This is a genomic window from Streptosporangium sp. NBC_01639 (genome assembly GCF_045209755.1).
Lineage (GTDB): Bacteria > Actinomycetota > Actinomycetes > Streptosporangiales > Streptosporangiaceae > Streptosporangium.
Window position 1 is genome coordinate 7334858 of record NZ_CP109272.1, and the last position, 19783, is coordinate 7354640.

General features: G+C 72.2%; 13 protein-coding genes. 5 read left to right on the forward strand and 8 right to left on the reverse strand.

What is annotated here, in order from left to right:
• Positions 1-140 precede the first annotated feature (140 nt).
• Both OHA77_RS33350 and OHA77_RS33355 read left to right on the forward strand, forming a co-directional pair.
• Positions 141-1295, forward strand: a complete 1155-nt coding sequence (locus OHA77_RS33350) for a sensor histidine kinase (protein ID WP_406313282.1) — start codon at positions 141-143, stop codon at positions 1293-1295.
• Positions 1292-1975 carry a response regulator gene (locus OHA77_RS33355; RefSeq protein ID WP_406313283.1) on the forward strand — a complete coding sequence of 228 codons (684 nt, stop codon included), beginning with the start codon at positions 1292-1294 and terminating at the stop codon, positions 1973-1975. The genes OHA77_RS33350 and OHA77_RS33355 overlap by 4 nt, the downstream gene beginning before the upstream one ends.
• Positions 1976-2038: 63 nt before the next feature.
• On the opposite strand, the gene OHA77_RS33360 is transcribed toward OHA77_RS33355, so the two are convergent.
• From OHA77_RS33360 to OHA77_RS33370, 3 genes are all read right to left on the reverse strand, one after another.
• Entirely contained in the window at positions 2039-4288 is a 2250-nt protein-coding gene (locus tag OHA77_RS33360; protein WP_406313284.1) for a SulP family inorganic anion transporter, read from the reverse strand.
• Positions 4289-4380: 92 nt separating this feature from the next.
• Entirely contained in the window at positions 4381-5847 is a 1467-nt protein-coding gene (locus OHA77_RS33365; protein WP_406313285.1) for a hypothetical protein, read from the reverse strand.
• Positions 5848-6030: 183 nt separating this feature from the next.
• Entirely contained in the window at positions 6031-6504 is a 474-nt protein-coding gene (locus tag OHA77_RS33370; protein WP_326824207.1) for a YbhB/YbcL family Raf kinase inhibitor-like protein, read from the reverse strand.
• 201 nt (positions 6505-6705) lie between these two features.
• Here OHA77_RS33370 and OHA77_RS33375 point away from each other — a divergent pair, with 201 nt between their 5' ends.
• Positions 6706-10017, forward strand: a complete 3312-nt coding sequence (locus OHA77_RS33375) for an AfsR/SARP family transcriptional regulator (protein ID WP_406313286.1) — start codon at positions 6706-6708, stop codon at positions 10015-10017.
• Here the strand turns inward: OHA77_RS33375 and OHA77_RS33380 are convergent.
• From OHA77_RS33380 to OHA77_RS33395, 4 genes are all read right to left on the reverse strand, one after another.
• Positions 9993-10196 (reverse strand): hypothetical protein, encoded by a 204-nt coding sequence (locus tag OHA77_RS33380; RefSeq protein ID WP_406313288.1) that lies wholly within the window; start codon positions 10194-10196, stop codon positions 9993-9995. The two genes, OHA77_RS33375 and OHA77_RS33380, sit on opposite strands and share 25 nt — an antisense overlap.
• Positions 10197-13289 (reverse strand): SNF2-related protein, encoded by a 3093-nt coding sequence (locus OHA77_RS33385; protein ID WP_406319917.1) that lies wholly within the window; start codon positions 13287-13289, stop codon positions 10197-10199. It abuts the gene before it with no gap.
• A 71-nt stretch (positions 13290-13360) separates the two neighbouring features.
• The gene (locus OHA77_RS33390) at positions 13361-14158 is read right to left on the reverse strand and encodes an ABC transporter permease (protein ID WP_326826873.1); all 798 of its coding nucleotides are present in this window, start codon (positions 14156-14158) and stop codon (positions 13361-13363) included.
• 5 nt (positions 14159-14163) lie between these two features.
• Entirely contained in the window at positions 14164-15132 is a 969-nt protein-coding gene (locus OHA77_RS33395; RefSeq protein ID WP_406313289.1) for an ATP-binding cassette domain-containing protein, read from the reverse strand.
• A 145-nt stretch (positions 15133-15277) separates the two neighbouring features.
• Here OHA77_RS33395 and OHA77_RS33400 point away from each other — a divergent pair, with 145 nt between their 5' ends.
• Complete coding sequence (locus OHA77_RS33400) at positions 15278-15886, forward strand: PH domain-containing protein (RefSeq protein WP_406313290.1); 609 nt, start codon at positions 15278-15280, stop codon at positions 15884-15886.
• A complete protein-coding gene (locus tag OHA77_RS33405; RefSeq protein WP_406313291.1) occupies positions 15883-17646 on the forward strand; it encodes a PH domain-containing protein in 1764 nt (587 codons plus the stop codon). The genes OHA77_RS33400 and OHA77_RS33405 overlap by 4 nt, the downstream gene beginning before the upstream one ends.
• 137 nt (positions 17647-17783) lie before the next feature.
• Here OHA77_RS33405 and sepH read toward each other — a convergent pair whose 3' ends face one another.
• On the reverse strand, positions 17784-19451 hold the full coding sequence (sepH, locus tag OHA77_RS33410; RefSeq protein WP_406313292.1) for a septation protein SepH: 1668 nt from the start codon (positions 19449-19451) through the stop codon (positions 17784-17786).
• Between the last annotated feature and the right edge of the window lie 332 nt (positions 19452-19783).

The following is a 19783-nucleotide window of genomic DNA, read 5'->3' on the forward strand; positions in this document are numbered from 1 at the left end:
GTCATCGGGATCTCCGCCCTCGACCGAGGTCGCCGCTCCCGGCCGTCATGGCCGACGGAGGTACCGGCTGCCGAGACTTTGGTATCGGCCGCTGCGCGCGATGGCCGACACCTCTCCTGACGTCGTACGCTCCGGAGAGGATGAATGGTTCTGTGACCGCCTCCGCGCCCCGGCGGAGCCCCCGCGACTGGGCCGTGGACATCGCCCTGTTCCTGTTCGCGGTCGCCTTCGGGCTCCTGACATCCGTCGAGCGCATGCAGGCGACCTCTCTGCCGCCGCAGTGGCTGTTCAACCTCGACCAGCTCACCGGCGTGCTGGGCTGCGCCGCTCTGTGGCTGCGCCGCCGCCGGCCGGCCGAGCTCGCCGTGGCGCTGGTCGTCCTGTCGGCGTTCTCCGAGCTGGTCGCCGGTGCGATGCTGGCGGCGCTGTTCACGGTCGCGGTGCACCGGCGCCCGCGTACCACGATGGCCGTCTTCGCGTTGAGCCTGCTCACGGCCCTCGTCTACGTCGTACTGCGGCCCGATCCGGATGCGTCCCCCCTGCTGTTGCTGTCGCTCGGTGTCGCCCTCCAGGGTGCCGCGGTCGGCTGGGGCCTGTTCGTCCACCACCGGCGCGAGCTCGTGCTCTCGTTGCGTGACCGCGCGGCCCGCGCCGAGACCGAGGCACTCCTCCGCGTCGAGCAGGCCCAGCATCAGGCCCGCGAGGCGATCGCCCGGGAGATCCACGACGTGCTCGGCCACCGGCTGTCGTTGCTGAGCGTGCACGCCGGTGCGCTGGAGTATCACCCCGGCGCCTCCGCGGAGGACGTCGCCCGCGCGGCCAAGGTGATCCGGGAGAGCGCCCATCAGGCACTCCAGGACCTGCGTGAGGTCGTCGGAGTGCTCCGCGCCCCGGTCGGCGAGCTGCCCCAGCCCACTCTGGCCGACCTCCAGCAGCTCGTCGCCGAGTCGGGCCAGGCCGGCATGCGGGTGGACCTGCGCGAGGAGGTCCACGGTGCCGTCCCCGACCGGGTGGGCCGCACCGCCTACCGGACCGTGCAGGAAGCCCTGACCAACGCCCGCAAGCACGCCCCCGGAGCCGAGGTGCGCGTGAGCCTGACAGGGGCGCCGGGCCGGGGGCTGACCGCCGAGGTGGTCAGCGCCGCGTCCGCCGCCGCACCCCTGCCCGGTGGACGGCCCGGTCAGGGGCTGGTGGGTCTGGCCGAACGCGTCGCCCTCGCCGACGGGCGCCTGGAGTACGGGCCCACCGCGGAAGGCGGCTGGCGGCTGGCGGCCTGGTTACCATGGCCGCCATGACCGCACCCGAGCCCTGGACGGTCGGCGTGCTCATCGTCGACGACGACCCGCTGGTCCGCGCCGGCCTGGCGATGATGCTGGGCGGCGCCCCCGACATCCGCGTGGTCGCCGAGGCGGGTGACGGCACCGAGGCGCTGTCCCTGGTCGACCGGTACGCCCCCGACGTGGTCCTGATGGACATCAGGATGCCCGCGATGGACGGGCTGACCGCCACCGAGACCCTGCGCGCCCGCGGTCACGCGCCGGAGGTCGTCGTCCTGACGACCTTCGACGCCGACGAACACGTGCTGCGCGCCCTGCGCGCCGGAGCCGCCGGGTTCCTCCTCAAGGACACCCCGCCCGAGGAGATCGTGACCGCGGTACGCCGGGTGGCCCGGGGGCATCCGGTCCTTTCCCCGGCGGTGACCCGGCGCCTCATCGCCCGGGTCGCCGGCACGGACCACGACCGGCGCCGTGCCCACGCCAGGGACCGCCTGGCCCTGCTGAACGACCGCGAACGCGAGGTCGCCCTCGCGGTCGGTCAGGCCAGGTCCAACGCCGACATCGCCGCCACGCTCTACCTCAGTGTCCCCACGGTCAAGACCCACGTCTCCGGCATCCTGGCCAAGCTCGACCTCAACAACCGGGTCCAGATCGCCCTGCTGGTCCACGACGCGGGACTCCTCGACGACCGGCCGTGACGGGCCGGCGGGAGCCGGTGGCGCGCCCGCACCGGACCTCCGCCCTTGGCACGAGCCGTCCGCTCAGAGCGGGCTGGCGGTGACCGGCGGTCTCTCCAGGACATGGACCCGGGCCGTGCCGATGTCGAAGTAGAGGCCCACCAGCTGCAGCCGTCCGGCGCGGACGAGACGGTCCACCTCGGGGTAGGTCCGCAGGTTCTCCAACTGCTGGATCACGTTGACCCTGCAGAGGCGGTCCAACGGGCCGTCGTCGTCACCGACGCTCTCGCCCGCGATGAACCTGGCCAGGCTGTGGTTGCCGTGGCGCAGCCAGCGGTCGAGCGCAGGCAGGCACGACGCCTTCTCCCCGCCGCTCAGCAGGGCGGCCATGGCCCCGCAGCCGGAGTGGCCGCAGACCGTGATGGTCTGGATGTTGAGCATCTCGGTCGCGTACTCGATCGCTGCGGCCACCGAGTCGTCCGGGGCCGCCGAACCGCGGCGCGGCACCAGATTGCCGATGTTGCGGACGGTGAACAGGTCGCCCGGACCACTGGCGGTGATCAGGCTCGGCACGACCCGGGAGTCCGCGCAGGTGATGAAGAGGTGCGAGGGCTCCTGCCCGCGGGCCATCGCCCGCAGGAACGGACGGACCAGCGGCGCCGTACGGCGGTGGAACTCCCGTGCTCCGGCGAGCAGGTCCGGTACGGCGGGACTGCCCGCCGCGGACGCCTGCCGGATCAGGGCCCGGGGACCTTCGGGGACGGGCTGTCTCCGCCTTCGGTGGGCCCAGGGCAGCCACCAGCGCTCCGGCGCGCGCGGCGGTGTCTTGGCGGGGAACATCCGGGCGCCGCTGGCGGCCATGGCGTACCACTCGTCGTGGACCTCGTCGATGTCCACTGTGCCGCCGCCGCGCTCGTGCTCCTGCCGCCAGGCATGGACGGCCTCGAAGGCCGCGTTGTCCATGAAGTCGATGTTCAGGTCCAGTTGGACCCCGGCACCGGCCGGGATGGCCTGCAACTCCGAGGTGAGCTTCGGCACGCCGAGGAAGGTCAGCGAGCCGCCGATCAGCACGTGCCAGCGGCCGTCGGGTTCGGGACTGGCCCGTACGGTGATCCAGGTGAGGCGGCGCAGCGCGGACAGCGCGGCGAGTCCGAGGCCGAACAGGACGCCTTCGGCGAGGCCGAGCAGCACGACTCCGGCCATGGTGACGACGTAGACCGGTATCTCGCCGTGGCCGCGCAGGTTGCGCAGGTGCCCCATGTTGATCATCTGGACGCCGATGAAGACCAGCAGCGCGGCGAGCGCCTCCATGGGGATGAGCCTGATGGTCCACCCCAGGCAGACCGTGAGCACCAGAATCCACCCGCCGTGCAGGATCGTCGACCAGCGGCTGCGCGCTCCGGCCCGGGCGTTGGCGGAGCTGCGCACGATGACCCCGGCGACCGGCAGGCCGCCCAGCGCGCCGGTCACCATGTTGGACACGCCCTGGGCGGTGAGCTCCCTGTCCAGGTCGGCCCGCTTGCCGTCGTGCAGTTTGTCGGTGGCCACTGAGCAGAGCAGCGACTCCACTCCGGCCAGCAGGGCGACCAGCAGCACCGCCCCGACGATCGCGTGCCAGTCGCCCTGCGGCCAGATCGGGGTGGCCCACTCGCCCAGGCTCTCGGAGAGGTCGACCCGGGTGACGTCCCAGCCGAACACCCCGGCGGTCACCGAGGCGACCAGCAGGGCCGCCAGCGGTGCCGGGACGATCCGCAGCCGCTGTGGCAGCCGGGCCGAGCCGACCAGGACCGCGATGGTGAGCAGGCCGACGAAGACCGCGTGGTTGTGGTTGTGGATGATCTGCTGGGGCAGCTCGATCAGGTTCTCGATGGCGGAGCGCTGCGGACTGCCGCCCAGCACGACGTGCAACTGGGCGAGTGCGATCACCGCGCCGACTCCGGCGAGCATGCCGTGCACCACGGCGGGAGAGACCGCCAGCGCCGCGCGGGCGACCCGGAACAGCCCCAGGAGGAGCTGCAGGGCACCCGCCAGCAGAGTGATCATGCAGGTGGCGCGCCAGCCGTACGTTATGACCAGATCGGCGACCACCAGGGAGAGCCCGGCGGCGGGGCCGCTCACCTGGACGGCCGAGCCGCCCAGGAAGCCCGCCACCACGCCCCCCACCACGGCCGCGATGAGTCCGGCCGCGAGCGGTGCTCCCGAAGCCACCGCTATGCCCAGAGAGAGGGGAACCGCTATCAGGAAAACCACCAGAGAGGCGGGCAGATCGTGGCGGACCACAGACCTGAAGCGACTCTCGGTATACGTCGTGTCACTCTTCGCGTCTACCCCCATGGGCAGACTCTACGGTGCCCCCTCCCTCCGCCTGGGCGGTTACCGGAGGCCTTTACCGGGTTACCGGTGGCCTTTACCGAGGGAGGGGGGGATTAGCGGTAATAGTCGGGATAGTCAGGCTCCTGCGTCCGGTGGTTGCCCCGGGAGTCGGAGTGGCCCTGTCCATCGGGGGCGGGAGCGGTGCCGTAAAGGTCGCCGTAGCTCGGCCAGTTCGTGTTGGCGCCGTCACCGGCTCCGGAAACCGGCTCCGGCCAGACGGCCGGCGTGGAGCGCTGGTGGGGGTCGTAGCCGTAGCCTCCGCCCGGTCGTCCCTCGGCCGTGCGGTCCTCGTAGGAGGACACGCTGCGGGAGGGGCCGGTCGGGGTCGAGATCGCCGGGGTCGGTCCGGTGAGCGCGTCGTCGTCGATGGTGGCCCAACCAGGCCGGACCTCGTAGGAGGTCGCGGGCGGAGCGTCGTACACCGGCGACTGGTAGGAGTTGTAGGACGGCCCGGGGTCGTCGAGTATGTCGGCGGTGTTCGCGGCCGGCCAGCCCCCGGAGCCCGGAGCGGTGGCCTGGGCCCAGGGATTGGCGGAGACGGGTGGTTGTTCCGGCGTGGCGTCGTAGGGCGCTCCGAGCAGGTCCGAGCCCGGCGCCGCGGGAAAGCCGCCGCTGGTCGTCGGGCCCATCGGAGGCATCGGGGCGAGCGGGTCCGGGCCGGGATGGCCGCCGAGCGCCGGCATGGAGCCACTGGAGGTCGCCGAGCCCGTGCCGCGGGGGTAGGAACCGCCCAGCGGGTCGTTCAACGGGTCGGGACGGGAGGGGGAGCCGCCACCCGAGCCGGAGTTACGGCTGCTCCGGCGGGAACTCGAGCGCGGCGTACGGCTCTCGAAGGCGCCGGGCGTGGGCGCCGCGAAGGTGACCGTCCGCTGCTCGGCGAGCGCGGCACTGGTGGGGGCCGGGTTCGGCTGCACCGGCCCGACGAGGTCTGCGAGGCCTGACGGCAGGGAGGCGGAGGCCGATACGGGGGCCGGTGCGGGCCGGGGCGCCGGTGTCCTGCTCGGCAGTGGTGCCTGCGTGGTCACCGCGTCCGCGTCCGCGTTCACCCGGGGGGAGGGTGATCTGCTCGGCAGCGGCACCTGCATGGTGGCCGCATTGGCGTCCGCCTGCGACGGATCGTCCTTCTCGACCGGACGGCTGGCGCCCATCCGAGCTGCCAAGGACCCTCCGAAACCGCCCTCGTCAGCCTGGAGCCGCGTCCAGTAGTCGTCGTCGTAGTCGTCGTTCTGGCCGAACTCGTTCATGCCCCTCTTGCCGCGCGAGCTCGGCTGCCGCGGCTGCCGCGGCGGCTTGGGCTCGTCGAACGGGGTGAGGTCGGGCGAGAAGTGGTTCATCTTCGGCTCGCGCGTCGCGAAGTCGTCGATGGACGTGGCGGGCGTCTGCGCCTCCTTCTCCGCCATTTCACGTAGGCGCTCTGCGGGGAGCGCGCTCTCCCTGCGGTTCATCGACCGCATTCCCAGTGCCACGACGACGAGCACGAGGAGCACGACGGCGACCAAACTCACTACGACCGCGATCATTGCACCACCCTCAAGGCCATGGCCTTCCAGCGGCGCCGGTGAGGTCGCGCGGCCATCGACGCGACCTGCCCCCTTGCATCACCTGCGCTCGGACATTGGATCTGATTGTGTCGGACCACTATGAGCGTTGTCACACCCTAAGTGAAGAATCGGTAACCACTACTACCTCCGGTGTCTGACCTGTCACTCGATGTGCGCCGCGGTGAGTCGTCCCCAGGCGATCGTCTTGTCCGCGATGCTCTTCAAGGTCTTGTCGAGGGAGGCACCCTTTTTGAGGTCGACCTTGCCGTCGAGCGCGTAGACAGTGAAACGATAGTTCTCCTGGGCGCGGCATGGAGGGGTATAGCCCACCTTGCCGCCTGTCGTGCTTCCCTCCACAGCTCCCACCGGGATGCTGCTCTCGGCCAGCTCGTTGGTGCGCGGGTCGATGTCGAACACGACCCAATTCACCTCTCCACCGGTGCGCGCGTTGTTGTCCGCCACGATCGCGACGGACTTGGTGCTGTCCGGCACCCGCGACCACCGCAGAGGCGGATTGCCGGCCGAACCGTTGCATGAGTAGTCGGACGGCAGCGGGGCACCGTCCTTCAACCGGGGACTCGAAACGCTGATCGGCTCCAGCTGCAGTCTGTCGGCGGAGGCGGAGCTCCCCACCATCCCACAACCGGAGGAGACGACAACGGACGCCGCGGCGAGCGCCATTCCGATGGCTTGCCGCGGGCGGCGCGTAGACGTGTTCGGCTGCCCCATGCCCGATGATGCTACGCGGGTCTGGAAGATGCGCAGACCGGATCGCGAGGTTCCATGGCGCGGAAATGCTCGGGAATCGGACAGAATCAAAGCATGGAGGGGGTGAGGTTGGACACGGAAATGACCTTCGCCATCCTCGGGCCTTTGGAGATCCGTCATCGCGGGAAGACGGTCGAGATCACCGGGCAACGCCTGCGCATCCTCCTTGGCCTGCTGCTTCTTGACGCGGGCCGGGTCGTGCCCGTCGACCGGCTGATCGACGGGGTGTGGGAGGACTGTCCACCGAACGCCGTAGGAAACGCGTTGCAGGCCCTGATTTCCCGACTACGTGCCGTTCTGGCCGATCAGCGGGGATTGGTGGAGGCCGGTGCGGCCGGTTACCGGATGGCCGTCGATCCCGACCGGGTGGACGCCCACCGGTTCGCCCTGCTGGCGGCCGAGGGCCGCGCGGCGCTCACGGCGGGTGCCCCGGGCGACGCCGCCACCGCGCTCCACGCGGCGCTCGCGCTCTGGCGAGGGCCGGCCCTGGCCGGGCTGGCGGACGTCCACGCCGTCACCGCTGCGGTCGCCCGGCTGGACGCGCTCCGGCTGGCCGCCGTCGAGGACCGGGTCGAGGCCGACCTGCTGCTCGGGCGGCAGGCCCAGGTGGCGGCGGAGCTGCCCACGCTGATCGCCGCCCACCCGCTGCGCGAGCGGTTCCGCGGCCAGCTCATGCGCGCCCTGTACGGCTCGGGCCGCCACATCGAGGCCCTGGCCTCCTACCAGGAGGCCCGTACCGTCTTCGCCGACGAGCTCGGCACGGATCCCTCGCCCGAGCTGGCCGCCCTCCATCTCTCCATGCTGCGCCGCGACTGGACCGAGAACGGTCCCCGGACCGCATCGGCCGGCGGAAAGGGTTCACCGCCCGGCGGCGGCCCGCACGGTGAGAGCGACTCTCCGCCGGCGGCTCCGCGGCGGGGCAACCTGCCGGCCAGGATCACCAGCTTCGTCGGCCGGAAACGCGACGTGACGCGGACGGCCGAGCTCCTCGCCGGCCACCGGCTGGTCACCCTGCTCGGCCCCGGCGGGGCGGGCAAGACCCGGCTGTCGATCGAATCGGCCGAGGCGGTCGCCGGCCGGATGCCCGACGGGGTGTGGCTGGTCGAGCTCGCCCCGGTCGCCGAGCCGGCCCAGATTCCACAGACGGTGTTCTCGGCACTGGAACTACGCGATCCGGCTCCTGCCGCCCCCTCCTCCGCGGCGATCGCCGGGCCCGCCCCCCGTGACCCGCTGGCCCGCCTTGTCGCGGGTCTCGCCAAAAAACGGCTCCTGATCGTCCTGGACAACTGCGAACACGTGGTCGAGGCGGCGGCGGCGCTCGCCGACCGGATCCTGGCGGCGTGCCCCGGGGTGCGCGTCCTGGCGACCAGCCGGGAACCGCTCGGCATCACCGGCGAGGTGACCTGGCCGGTGCCGCCGCTCGACCTCCCGCCCGCGATCGGTGACCTCGGGGAGGCTCTCGGATACCCGGCCGTGCGCCTGTTCACCGAGCGCGCCGCCGCCGTCCGCCCCGGCTACCGGCCCGAGGCCGAGGCCGCCGCGGTGGTGCGGATCTGCCGCGAGCTCGACGGCATGCCGCTCGCCATCGAGCTCGCCGCCGCCCGGCTCCGCTCGCTCTCCGCCGAGCAGATCGCGCACCGGCTCGACGACCGCTTCCGCCTGCTGACCGGCGGCAGCCGTACGGCGCTGCCCCGCCACCAGACGCTCCGCGCGGTGGTCGGATGGAGCTGGGACCTGCTGGACGGGCAGGAGCGGACACTGGCCCGGCGCCTGTCCGTCTTCGCGGGAGGCGCCACCCTCGACGGCGCCGAGGCGATCTGTGCGGGGCAGGGGCTCGACCGGGCCGACGTGCTCGACGTGCTCGCCCGGTTGGTGGACAAGTCCCTGGTGGCGGCCCACAGCCAGGACGACTCCATCCGCTACCGGATGCTGGAGACCATCCGCGTCTACGCCGGCGAGCAGTTGGCGGAGGCGGGCGAGCACGACCGGGTACGGCTGGCGCACGCGGTGTTCTTCACCGAACTGGCCGAGACGTCCGACCCCGGCCTGCGTGGCGGCGGGCAACTCGCCACCGTCACCGCGATGGCCGCCGAGCACGACAACCTGTCGGCGGCGCTCCGCTGGACCGTCGAGGTGACCAGGCTTGATCTGGCACTGCGGATGGTCGGCGCCCTGGGGTGGTACTGGTGGCTACGCGGCTACCGGATCGAAGGCGCCCGGTGCGTCCGTGAGGTGCTCGAACTGGTGGGAGACGGCGCCGATCTCGCCTCGCTCGTCCTGGCCCGTGCCTCCTACGGGGCCAACGCGGCGGGAGGCGGGATCGAGTTCGACACGGTGCGGGCCGAGCTGACCGAAGTGGTACGGCTGGCGCGCGAGGAGCTGCCCCGGCCGTGGCACCCCCTGGTGGTGATGGCGGGGCCGATCATCGCGCTGTTCACCGGCGTGTTCACGGCCGACGACGGCTACCTCGACGACATGCTCGCCCATCCCGACCCGTGGGTGATCGCCTCGGCCCGGCTGTTCGAGGGGTACAGGCACTTCTTCATGGGGCGTATCGCCGAGGGCAGGGCCGAGCTGGCGGCCGCCCTGCACGGTTTTCGGGAGATCGGAGACCGCTGGGGCATCGCCAACGCGCTCGCCGAGCTGGCGGAGCTGGACTTCCTCCACGGCGAGCCCGCACGGGCGCTGGAGGCGGTCCACGAGGCCATCGCCCTGATGGAGGAGATCGGCGCGGTCGACGAGATCACCTACCTGCGCTCCCGGCTGGTACTCGGGTTCAACCTCGCGGGAGACCGGGCGGCGGCGGAGGAGATCCTGGAGGAGACCCTCAACGCGGCCATCGGAAACGGCGACCGGATCGCGATGCTGAACCTGTTCAGCGCCCGGGGAGACTTCGCCCGCGAGGGCGGCGCGCTCAACGAGGCCGGGCGCCACTACGCCGAGGCCGTGCGGGTGATCGACGAGACCCCGGACGTCCCGCTGTCGATCCGGGCCTCGGTCAACGCGGCGCTGGGCCTGCTGGCGGAGCAGGAGGGCGACCTCGCCCGCGGCCGGCGGCTGTTCGACGTCGCGCTGCGGCAGGCGTTGGAGTCGGCGGAGGTGGCCGTGCTCGGCCTCGTGCTGATCGGATCTGCCGGGCTGGTGCTCTCGGAGGGCGCCCCGGAGACCGCGGCCATGCTCCTCGGCGGCGCCGCGACGGTCCGGGGCATCGACGCGGTGGTCGACTTCGACCACGTGCGGATCACCGAGCGCACGATGGCCGCGCTCGGCCCGGAGGAGTATGTCCGGTGCTACGAGCGCGGCCGGCTGCTGTCCCGTGAGGAGGTCATCGCCGTCACGGGCCGTCACGGGGAGCCCTACTCGCCGCCCAGCATCCGGTAGGGCTTCCTCAGCAGGTCGACGAGCGGGATGTGCCGCACCTTGACCGGCGGCGGCTCCAGTGCCCGCAGCAGCAGGTCCGCGGGGGCCGCCGCGACGTCCTGCCGAGGGCGCAACCGGTTCAGCGAGACGGCGGGGGAGTAGAAGTCGGCCGGCGAGATCCCGTCGTCTCCGCGGGCCATTCAGCTCACCGCCCCGGGGCCGAGCCGGAACAGCTCGCGCAACTGCTCGGTGGACAGGCCGGTGATCCAGTCCTCGCCGGTGCCGACGACGCTCTCGGCGAGCGCCTTCTTGCGTTCGATCATCTCGTCGATCCGCTCCTCCAGGGTGTCCACGCAGATGAACTTCCTGACCTGTACGTTCTTCGTCTGGCCGATCCGGAAGGCCCGGTCGGTCGCCTGGTTCTCCACCGCGGGGTTCCACCACCGGTCCACGTGGATCACGTGGTTGGCGGCGGTCAGGTTGAGGCCGGTGCCCGCGGCCTTGAGCGACAGCAGGAACAGCATCGGTTCGTCATCGCAGCGGAACCGCTCCACCAGCTCCTCGCGCCGCCTCCTGGACAGCCCGCCGTGCAGCCACAGCACCGGGCGGTCCAGATGCGCGGCCAGGTAGGGCTGCAGCAGGGAGCCGAACTCGGTGTACTGGGTGAAGACCAGGGCCTTGTCGCCCTCCTCGACGATCTCTGCTGCCAGTTCCTCCAGCCGGGCCAGCTTCCCCGACCGCCCGGCGAGCCGCGAGCCGTCCCGCAGCAGGTGCGCGGGATGGTTGCAGACCTGCTTCAGCTTCGTCATGGTCGCCAGTACGTTGCCCCGCCGCTCGATGCCCTCGGAGCCGCCGATCCTGTCCAGCATGTCGTTCACCACGGCCTTGTACAGCTCCGCCTGCTCCGGGGTGAGCGTGCACCAGACCTTCATCTCCATCTTCTCCGGCAGGTCGGAGATGATCGTCTTGTCGGTCTTGAGACGGCGCAGCACGAACGGCCCGGTGGCCCGTTTCAGCGCCCGGGCGGCGTTCTCGTCGCCCCGTGTCTCGATCGGCTCCTGGTAGCGTCTGCGGAACCGCTTGGCCGGGCCGAGCAGTCCGGGGTTGCAGAACTCCATGAGCGACCAGAGCTCCGCCAGGTGGTTCTCCACCGGGGTGCCGGTCAGCGCCAGCCGGGTGCGGGCCGGGATCGACCGCACCGCCCGCGACTGCCGGGCCGCGCTGTTCTTGATCGCCTGTGCCTCGTCACAGACCACCCTGCCCCATTCCAGGCCCGCCAGCGCTCCCAGGTCCCGTAGCGCCGTGCCGTACGTGGTGACCACCAGGTCGGTCTCCCGCACCGTCGCGGCCAGCTGGTCGTCCCGCCTGCGGGTGCCGCCGTGGTGGACGTAGACCCGCAACGAGGGGGCGAACCTGGCCGCCTCCTTCTGCCAGTTGCCGACCAGCGACATCGGGCAGACCAGCAACGTCGGCAGGGGAGCACCGCCCTCGCGCTCGGACAGCAGCAGCGAAAGGGTGGATATGGTCTTGCCGAGCCCCATGTCGTCGGCGAGGATGCCGCCCAGGCCCAGGTCCGACAGGAAGCTCAGCCAGGACAGGCCGCGCTCCTGGTAGGGGCGGAGGGTCCCCTCCAGCGCCTGTGGCACGGCGACCGGGGTGAGGCGGCGTTCGGTCTCACCGGAGAGGAGATCTCCCAGGAGCCCGTCGGCGTCCACCGCGACCAGCGGCAGCTCCTCGTCACCGCCGTCCACGACCTCGCGGATCACCTCGCCCACGGTCCTCTCGCCGCCGCTCCGCTGCTCGACGACCTTCAACGCCGCCTTGAGCTGCCGGTCGTCCAGCTCGACCCACCGCCCCTTGAGCCGGACCAGCGGGATCCCGCGCCCGGCCAGCTCGGCCAGCTCCTCACCGGTGATCGTGTGATCGCCGACGGTCACGTCCAGCCGGAGGCTCACCCGCCGGTCCAGGCCGGCCCCCTCGTCGCCGGGCACGGCACGCGTGGTCAGCTTCAGGCCCAGGCCCTGGCGTCCCGCCCATACCGGCAGCCGCACGCCGTAACCGGCGGCGCTGAGCGTGGGCGCGCCGGTGCGCAGGAAGGAGAAGGCCCACGCCGTCTCGACCGCCAGGCCGGACGGCTCAGGATCGCGCAGCGCGCCGTAGAGGCCGGGATGCAGGCGGACGGCCCGTCCGAGGTCGGCGCGGAGGACCTCCAGCGGTCGCTCCGGCAGCCAGGGGGCGCTCTCCCCGGCTCTGATCCGGTCGGCCGACAGGTAGCCGACCGGCCCGTCGACGTCGTCCGCCCCGGCTCCCCGACCGCCGGAGGCGACCTGGGAGCGGCCGGGGCCCAGCCCGAACTCCATCGTCCAGGACCGTCCCTCACCGGCCGGCTCGATGAGCCGGAAGCAGGCCCGGACCGGCCCGTCCAGCTCGTGTGCCGCGGCGGACCAGTCGTCGAGGGCGGCGGAGAGCTCTGCCGCCTCGGCGGTCCTGACGGCCGAGAGCATGGCGTCCTCACCGGTCAGCGCGTACAGCCAGCGGTCGGGCAGGGGCGCTCTGGCCCCCGGCCGCTGGCCGAGGATGAGACGGTCGGGCAGGGACAGCCGCGCCGCGCCGTCCACCAGGCCGTTCAGCGCCTCGCGCAGCACGTCCGCCGACGAGCGCTCTGCGGGCGCCACGGCCCTGCAGACCGGAGGCATCGCGGCGGCCAGCTCGCGGATCGCCGCCGGATCGGCTCCGGTCAGCACGGGCCGCCAGCGGGCCGCGTGCTCACCGTCCTGGCGGACGAGCCGGGGCAGGAGCCGGCCGCGCCGCACCAGGCTTCGCGCGTGTTCGGCGACCACCGCGAAGTAGCGCAGGGAGAGGCCGGGGACCCACCCGCGTTCCTCCGCGGAACCGAGGCCGTACGGCTCCGCGTCCGGATCGGACAGGGGATCGAGCAGGGCGAGCGCGCCGGCCGGGGTGAGCAGGAGCGCGGGGACGCGCCAGGCGGAGATCCGCGAGCTCCGTGAGCTCCGAGCCGGGGGCGTGAGCCCGGATTCGGGGGAGGGCAGCGGCCCCCGGGCGGAACCGGGGAGCAGGATCGTCAGCTCGTGCTCCCCGGCCCCGGCCCCGGCCGAGGGCACCGGGGCGGGTGTCCCACCCGGGCCCGCCGGGGCGAGGATCGCGCCGAGGGCGGCCACCGGGGCCGCGAACGGATGCGGGCGGAACGCGGCCCGGGAAACGGGCCCGGGGGCCGACGCGGTGTCCTCCGCCCAGACCCCCAGCCGACCGTCCGCCCAGGCGCCATGGACCATCAGCACGTAACCACCCCGGTTCTCGTCGACGGATGTCTCCCGGCGGCGGGCCGCCGTACTCTCCCGACAGGTTAGGTCCGGCTGCGGAAGGCCCGGATCGCCAGCGGGGCGAAGACCACCGCCAGTCCGGCCGCCCAGAGCAGCGAGTTGGCCGCCGGTCCGGCGACCTCGCCGCCGATCAGTAGTCCGCGGACGGCGTCGGCGAGCTGGGTGACCGGGTTGACGTCCACCCACACCTGCAGCCAGCCGGGCATCGTGTCCGTCGGCACGAACGCGTTACTGGTGAACGTCAGCGGCATCATCAGGGAGAACGCGAAGATCTGCACCTTCTCCGGGTCCTTCGCCTTCAGGCCGATGAGCACCGACATCCAGGACATCGCCAGCGCGAAGGTCAGCAGCAACGCCACCGCACCCAGCACGCCCGCCACCCCGGTCTGGATCCGGAAGCCCAGGATCGTGCCGATCCCCAGGAACAGGAACAGCGCCCAGAGCTGTTTGGCGGTGTCGGCGATGATCCTGCCCGCCAGCGGCGCGGTGCGGGCGATGGGCAGGCTGCGCAGCCGGTCGAAGACGCCCTTGGTGATGTCGGTGTTGAGGCCGATCGCCGTGGTCAGCGTGGCGAACAGCGCGTTCTGCACGACCAGGCCGGGCAGCGCGAACTGCAGGTAGCCCTCGGTGCTTCCGGCGATGGCGCCGCCGAACACGTAGGTGAAGAGCAGGAGGAACATCACCGGCTGCACGCTCAGATCGAGCAGTTCCATGGGGTTGTGCTTGATCTGCACCAGACTGCGCCAGGTGAGCGTCATCGTCTGGCGGAACCCCGCGGACAGGCCGACCCGCCTGGCCGGAGCCGCGACCGGAACGGTCATCGTGGTCACGCGAAGACCTCTTCCTTGGCGTCTGCGGGCTTGTCCTCGGCGGGATGGCCGGTCAGGGCCAGGAACACCTCGTCGAGGCTGGACTTGCGGAGCGAGATCTCGGAGGCGACGACTCCGAGATCGTCCAGCCGCCGCACGATCGCCGGCAGCACCGCGGGGTCGTGCACGGCCGTCACGATCTTCCCGCCGGACACGCCGGGTGCGTCGCCGACCACGTCGGTGACCACCTGGACGACCAGGTCCAGGTGGTCCGCCTGGAGCGGCCGGACCTCCAGGACCTGTGCCCCCGTGGTCGCCTTCAGCTCGTCGGAGGTGCCCGAGGCGATGACCCTGCCGTGGTCGAACACCACGATGTCGTCGGCGAGCTGGTCGGCCTCCTCGAGATACTGGGTGGTGAGCAGCACCGTGACCCCGTCGGCCATGAGGTCACGCACCACACTCCACAGTTCGGTGCGGCTGCGCGGGTCGAGACCGGTGGTCGGCTCGTCGAGGAACAGCACCTGGGGGCGCCCGACCAGGCTGGCCGCCAGGTCGAGCCTGCGGCGCATGCCGCCCGAGTAGGTCTTGGCCGCGCGGCCGGCGGCGTGGGACAGCTCGAACCGCTCCAGCAGCTCGGCGGCCCGAGCCCTGGCGTCCACCCGGGACAGATCGAGCAGGCGGCCGATCATCACCAGGTTCTCCACGCCGGTGAGGGTCTCGTCGACCCCGGCGTACTGTCCCGTGAGGCCGATCAGCGAACGGACCTGGTGGGCCTGGCCGGTCACCTCGAAACCGCCGACCGAGGCGGTGCCCTCGTCGGGCCGGAGCAGCGTCGCCAGGATCCGCACGGCGGTGGTCTTGCCCGCCCCGTTCGGGCCCAGCACACCGAGCAGCCGCCCCTGCGGCACGGCGAGGTCGACCCCGTCCAGCGCGCGGGTCTCCCCGTACCGTTTCACCAGACCCTCCGCCTGGATGGCATATCGCATGATCAGCCCTCTCCCTAGTGATCGCCACCAGAGTGCACCGTCGCACTGACACTTTCCTGATCGGCGGCTGACGCGGGGGGAGACGGCTGACAGATCGCTGACATGACCATCCACCGGCCCGGGTGCGACCGTTTAGGCTGACAGCGTGAGCGACCATGCGGATGAGCACAGCGATGTCACAGGCGGTGCCGCGGTGGCAGGTCGCGTGAGCGGGCGCGGCGAGCGGGCCTTCGGTCGTGATCACGTTCCGCTCCGTCCTCCCGCCAATCCGGTGTCCCGCAAGGCGATCGTGTTGTGGCTGCTGGAAGGGGTGTTCTGGTCCGTCCTCCTGATCGGCGGCTCCTTCTTCCTGGCCCGATGGATCGACGGCGACCGATGGCCCTGGCTGCCCGTGTGGGTGGTGGACCACATCTGGTGGCTGCCGTTCCTCGTGGCGGTGCTCGTCGGGCCGGCCGCGATCGTCGAGCCGTTCTGGCGCTACGCCGTGCACCGGTGGGAGCTCAGCGGTGACGTCGTCTACGCGCGTTCCGGATGGATCGCCAGAGAGTGGACGTTCGTCCCGGTCAGCCGGATCCAGACCGTGGACAAGGCGCAGGGCACGCTGGAGCGGACGCTGGGACTGGCCACGGTCGAGATCCGGACCGCCTCCCACGCGGGGTCCTCCACGATCAAGGGTCTTGACTACGGGGTCGCCGCGGCCCTGGCCGAGGAGCTCGCCCGGCGGGCCGAGGAGCTGAGGGACGACGCGACGTGACCGAACCTCCCGACCACCAGCACCCCCACGGGGAACCGGGCGCCCGCGAGGGCCGCTCGGAGCCGGTCTTCCAGGGTTTCCCGCCGGTCGCGCCGGAAGGCGGTCCCGGGTCACCGGGACCACCGGCCGTCGCGGGAGACGGTCAGAACGTGCCCGGCGGTCAGGGGTACGGCCCGCCGCCGTTCAGCCCGGCGCTGCGGCTCAGCCCCAAGGTGCTGCTGACGGATCCGATCCGGATGCTGCCCTCGCTCTTCCTTCCGCTGGCCGGTGTCCTGTTCATCGGCGGGTTCTCGCCGAGTTCGTTCGGATGGGCGGCCTTCGGCGTCGTGGGTTCGGTGCTCTACGCCACCATCCGCTGGGCGACCTTCACCTACAAGATCGTCGGCGACCGGCTGGAGCTCACCAGGGCGTTGGTGAGCAGGTCGGTGCGGACGATTCCGCTGGAGCGCATCCGCGGCGTCGACGTCAGCAACCCGCCGCTGCACCGCGTGCTCGGCATCGCCGTGCTCAGGATCGACACCGGGGCGGGCGGCGACAAGCAGGAGGGCGAGCTCGACGGGGTGACCGTCGAGGAGGCGGAACGGCTCAAGGCCGTGCTGCTCTGGCATGCCCGGGCCCGGATGGTCCGGCGCGCCCAGGCGCAGGAGGCTGCCGGGTCGCCGGGCCTCACGGTGCCGGTGGGTGAGGCGTCCGCTGAGCCGCTCACCGCCGGCGTGCCGGGGGGAACGACGGTTCCCCCGACGGTCCGTCACGAGGTCGGCGAGACGACTCCCGAGCGGGTGTTCTTCGTGGTGCCGCGCAGGTGGCTCGCCTACGGCCCGCTGTCGGGGGCCTACCTGCTGACCCCGTTCGCGCTGGTGGCCGGTGCGGTGGGCCTGCTGTTCCAGTGGGGCTCGGAGCTCAGGATCGACGGGCGGGTCATGGTGAGCGCGGGGGAGTGGCTCTGGGGCCATCCCGTCCTTCTCGTCGTCGCGCTGGTGCTGCTGGTGCTCGCCATGCCGGTCGCCGGCATGGTCATGTACGCCGTGTTCAACTGGGACTTCACCCTGCGCGGCAGAGAGGGTTACCTCGTCGCCGAGCGAGGCCTGATCACCCGCCGGAGCGTGTCGCTGGAGCGGCGCAGGGTGCGCGGCTTCGAGCTGGTGGAGGGGCTGGCCGAGCGCGGTGCGGGGTTCGCCCGCGCGTGGGCGATCGTGACGGGTCTCGGCGACTCCGAGACGAGGGGCCAGTTGATGCCGGTGGCTCCGCGCGCCGTCGTGCTCGACGTGGTGGGCGAGGCGATCGGTCCGATCGCCACCGGGCTGCGCGCGCATCCGGTGGCGGCGCGCCGGCGCCGGCTGTTCCGGGCGGTCTTCCCATGGCTGGTGATCGCCCTCTGCGCGGTGCCGGCGGCCACGGCGTGGTCTCCGCTCTGGTGGGGGCTCGTGGTGCCGGCGCTGATCCTCGCGGGGCTGGGCGTCCCGCTCGGCCTGGACCGCTACCGGTCCCTCGGTCACACCTACGACGGAGCCCGCCTGTCGGTCCGGTCGGGATCGCTGCGCCGCTCCCAGGCGGTGGTGGAGGAGCGGGCCGTGGTCGGGTGGACCCTGCGGCAGACGTGGTTCCAGCGCCGCGCCGGTGTGCTGACCGTGGTCGCCGGGGTGGGCGCGGGCTCCGGAGGCTATGCGGCGATCGACGTCGGCGAGGCCGAGGGCGTGGCCTTCGCCGCCGAGGTGTCACCCGGCTGGCTCGCCCCGTTCGTCGTCGACGGACGGGCCTGACCTTTCCGCGCGGCCCGTACCGCGGAGATCTTTCCGTACGGCCCGCACTGTGGAGCGGCTCTGACCTTTCCGTACGGCCCGCACCGCGGAGCGGGGTGACCGGAGTCCTCCGGTCACCCCGCTCCCTCGTGCCGCGGTCAGTCCTGGCGGCGGGCGCCGAACATGATCTCGTCCCAGGTCGGCACCGAGGCGCGCCGTCCCCGGGCCTTCTTCGCGGGACGCGCCGGTGCCGGTTTCGGCGGCTCCGCCGGCTTCTCCACCGGAGGTTTGTCGAGGTCGGCCTTCCGTGCCGCGGCGTCCGCCGGTCGCGGGTCCTCCTTGGCCGGTTCGGCCGCGGGAGCCCGCTCGTCCCCGCTGACACGTGCCGCGGGTACGGCGATCGAGGCGTCCTGGGGCGGTGCCGTCTCGGCCGCGGATCCAGGGGCGGAGGGACCCTCCTCGCGCGCGGACTCCGTCCCCGGAACCGGGGACTGCTCCCCGACGGCCTCGGGCTCCGCCTGATCGGGCACGACCTCGGCGGTGGGAGCCACCTCGGGTGCCTGCTCGGCGGCCTGCGCGACGACGGCGGGTTCGGGCGCGGCGGTGACATCCTCGGCCTGCTCGCGCACGGCGGCAGACGGTGACGGGTCCGGCGCGGGCTCGGGTGTCCTGACCGGTTCCCACGCGACGGCGGGTTCGGGCGTCTTGTCCGGCTCGGGTGCCCTGGCCGGTTCCCATGCGACGGCGGGTTCGGGGGCGACCGGTGCGGGTTCGGGCGTCCTGTCCGGCTCGGGTGTCCTGACCGGTTCCCGGGTGGCTGCGGGCTCGGGTGTCCTGGCCGATCCCCATGCGACGGCGGGTTCGGGTGCCCTGTCCGGTTCCCACGCGACGGCGGGTTCGGGGGCGGGCGGTGCGGGTTCGGGCGTCCGGACCGGCCCGTAGCCGGGCTGGTCAGGGGCGCGCAGCGGCGGCACCGAGGTCCTGGGCGGCTCGTACCCCGGCGGGATCGGCGGCATCGGCGGCTGCTCGTAGGCGGCCGGAGCCTCCGGCTGGACGTAGGCCGCCGGAGCCTCGGGCGGGGTGAACGCCGGCTTGGACGGGACCGTCGAAGGAGGCGACTCGTTGCGTACGACCGAGGGGAACGAGACCGGCGGCTGCTTCAGCGGCTCGGGTGCCAGCGGTGGCACCGGCGCGAGCTTGGCCACTCGCGGCACGAACGGCGTGACGATGGAGTCCTCGACCGGCTCGACGTACTCGCCGGCCGACAGGCGCATGGCCTCGTCGTCGTGTGGCGTGATGTGGCGCCGGCGCGGATCGAAGACCCACTCGGCGTTGCGGCTGTGACCGTTCCAAACGAAACCGAGCTTGATCCGCCACAGGTTGTCGTCCCGTTTGGCGGAATCCCATTCGATCTCGTCGGCGGGCACGCCGCGACGGGTCAGCCGCTCGGCGACCAGGTCGCCGAGGGTGGGACCGGGAGCGGAGTCGCCCGGCAGCCGCACGGCGCAGCGTTGCGCCTGCTGAGCCATGTACTCACGTTCCTGGAGCACGGGGCCCTCGAACCACCGCACCCGCTCGACCGGGATGCCCGCCGTGGCGGCGATCTCCTCCGCGGTCTCGCCGGCACGGATCCGGGCCTGGATCTCCTTGGGGCGCAACGGACTCTCCACTTCGATCTCGTACTGGCCGAGACGGGAGAAGTTGCCGCGGACGGCAGCACGGAGCCGATCGTCGACGGGCAGCGTGAACCGGGTACCCCGGCCGGCTGTCGCCAGCACGAGATAGGTCCCGTCCTCACTCACCGCGACGAGACGGAGCTCCTGCATGCGAGTCCCTTCGTCGTCGTGCTCAATCTTCCCCCGGACCCTTGAGTCTCTCGCGTGTGCCGGTTGCCTGCCAGCACCGTACCCGGCATGTCCGAACATCGCCTTCCTGGATGGGGCTCGCAGCGATGTGACGCCGGTCACATTTGCTCCATTCATCTCTTATCAGGTACCGGTATGGAGCAGCACGTTCAGGGTCCTCGACGGATTCTCCCGAATAACTCCGGGTGCCGTTGTGGACTTGGGCCAAGAGCCGAAAGACGACGGTGCGACGGGCCTGCCGGTCTCCTGGCGGAGCGGCGGCGGGTCTGAACGGCGGGAGAAGGTCATCTCCA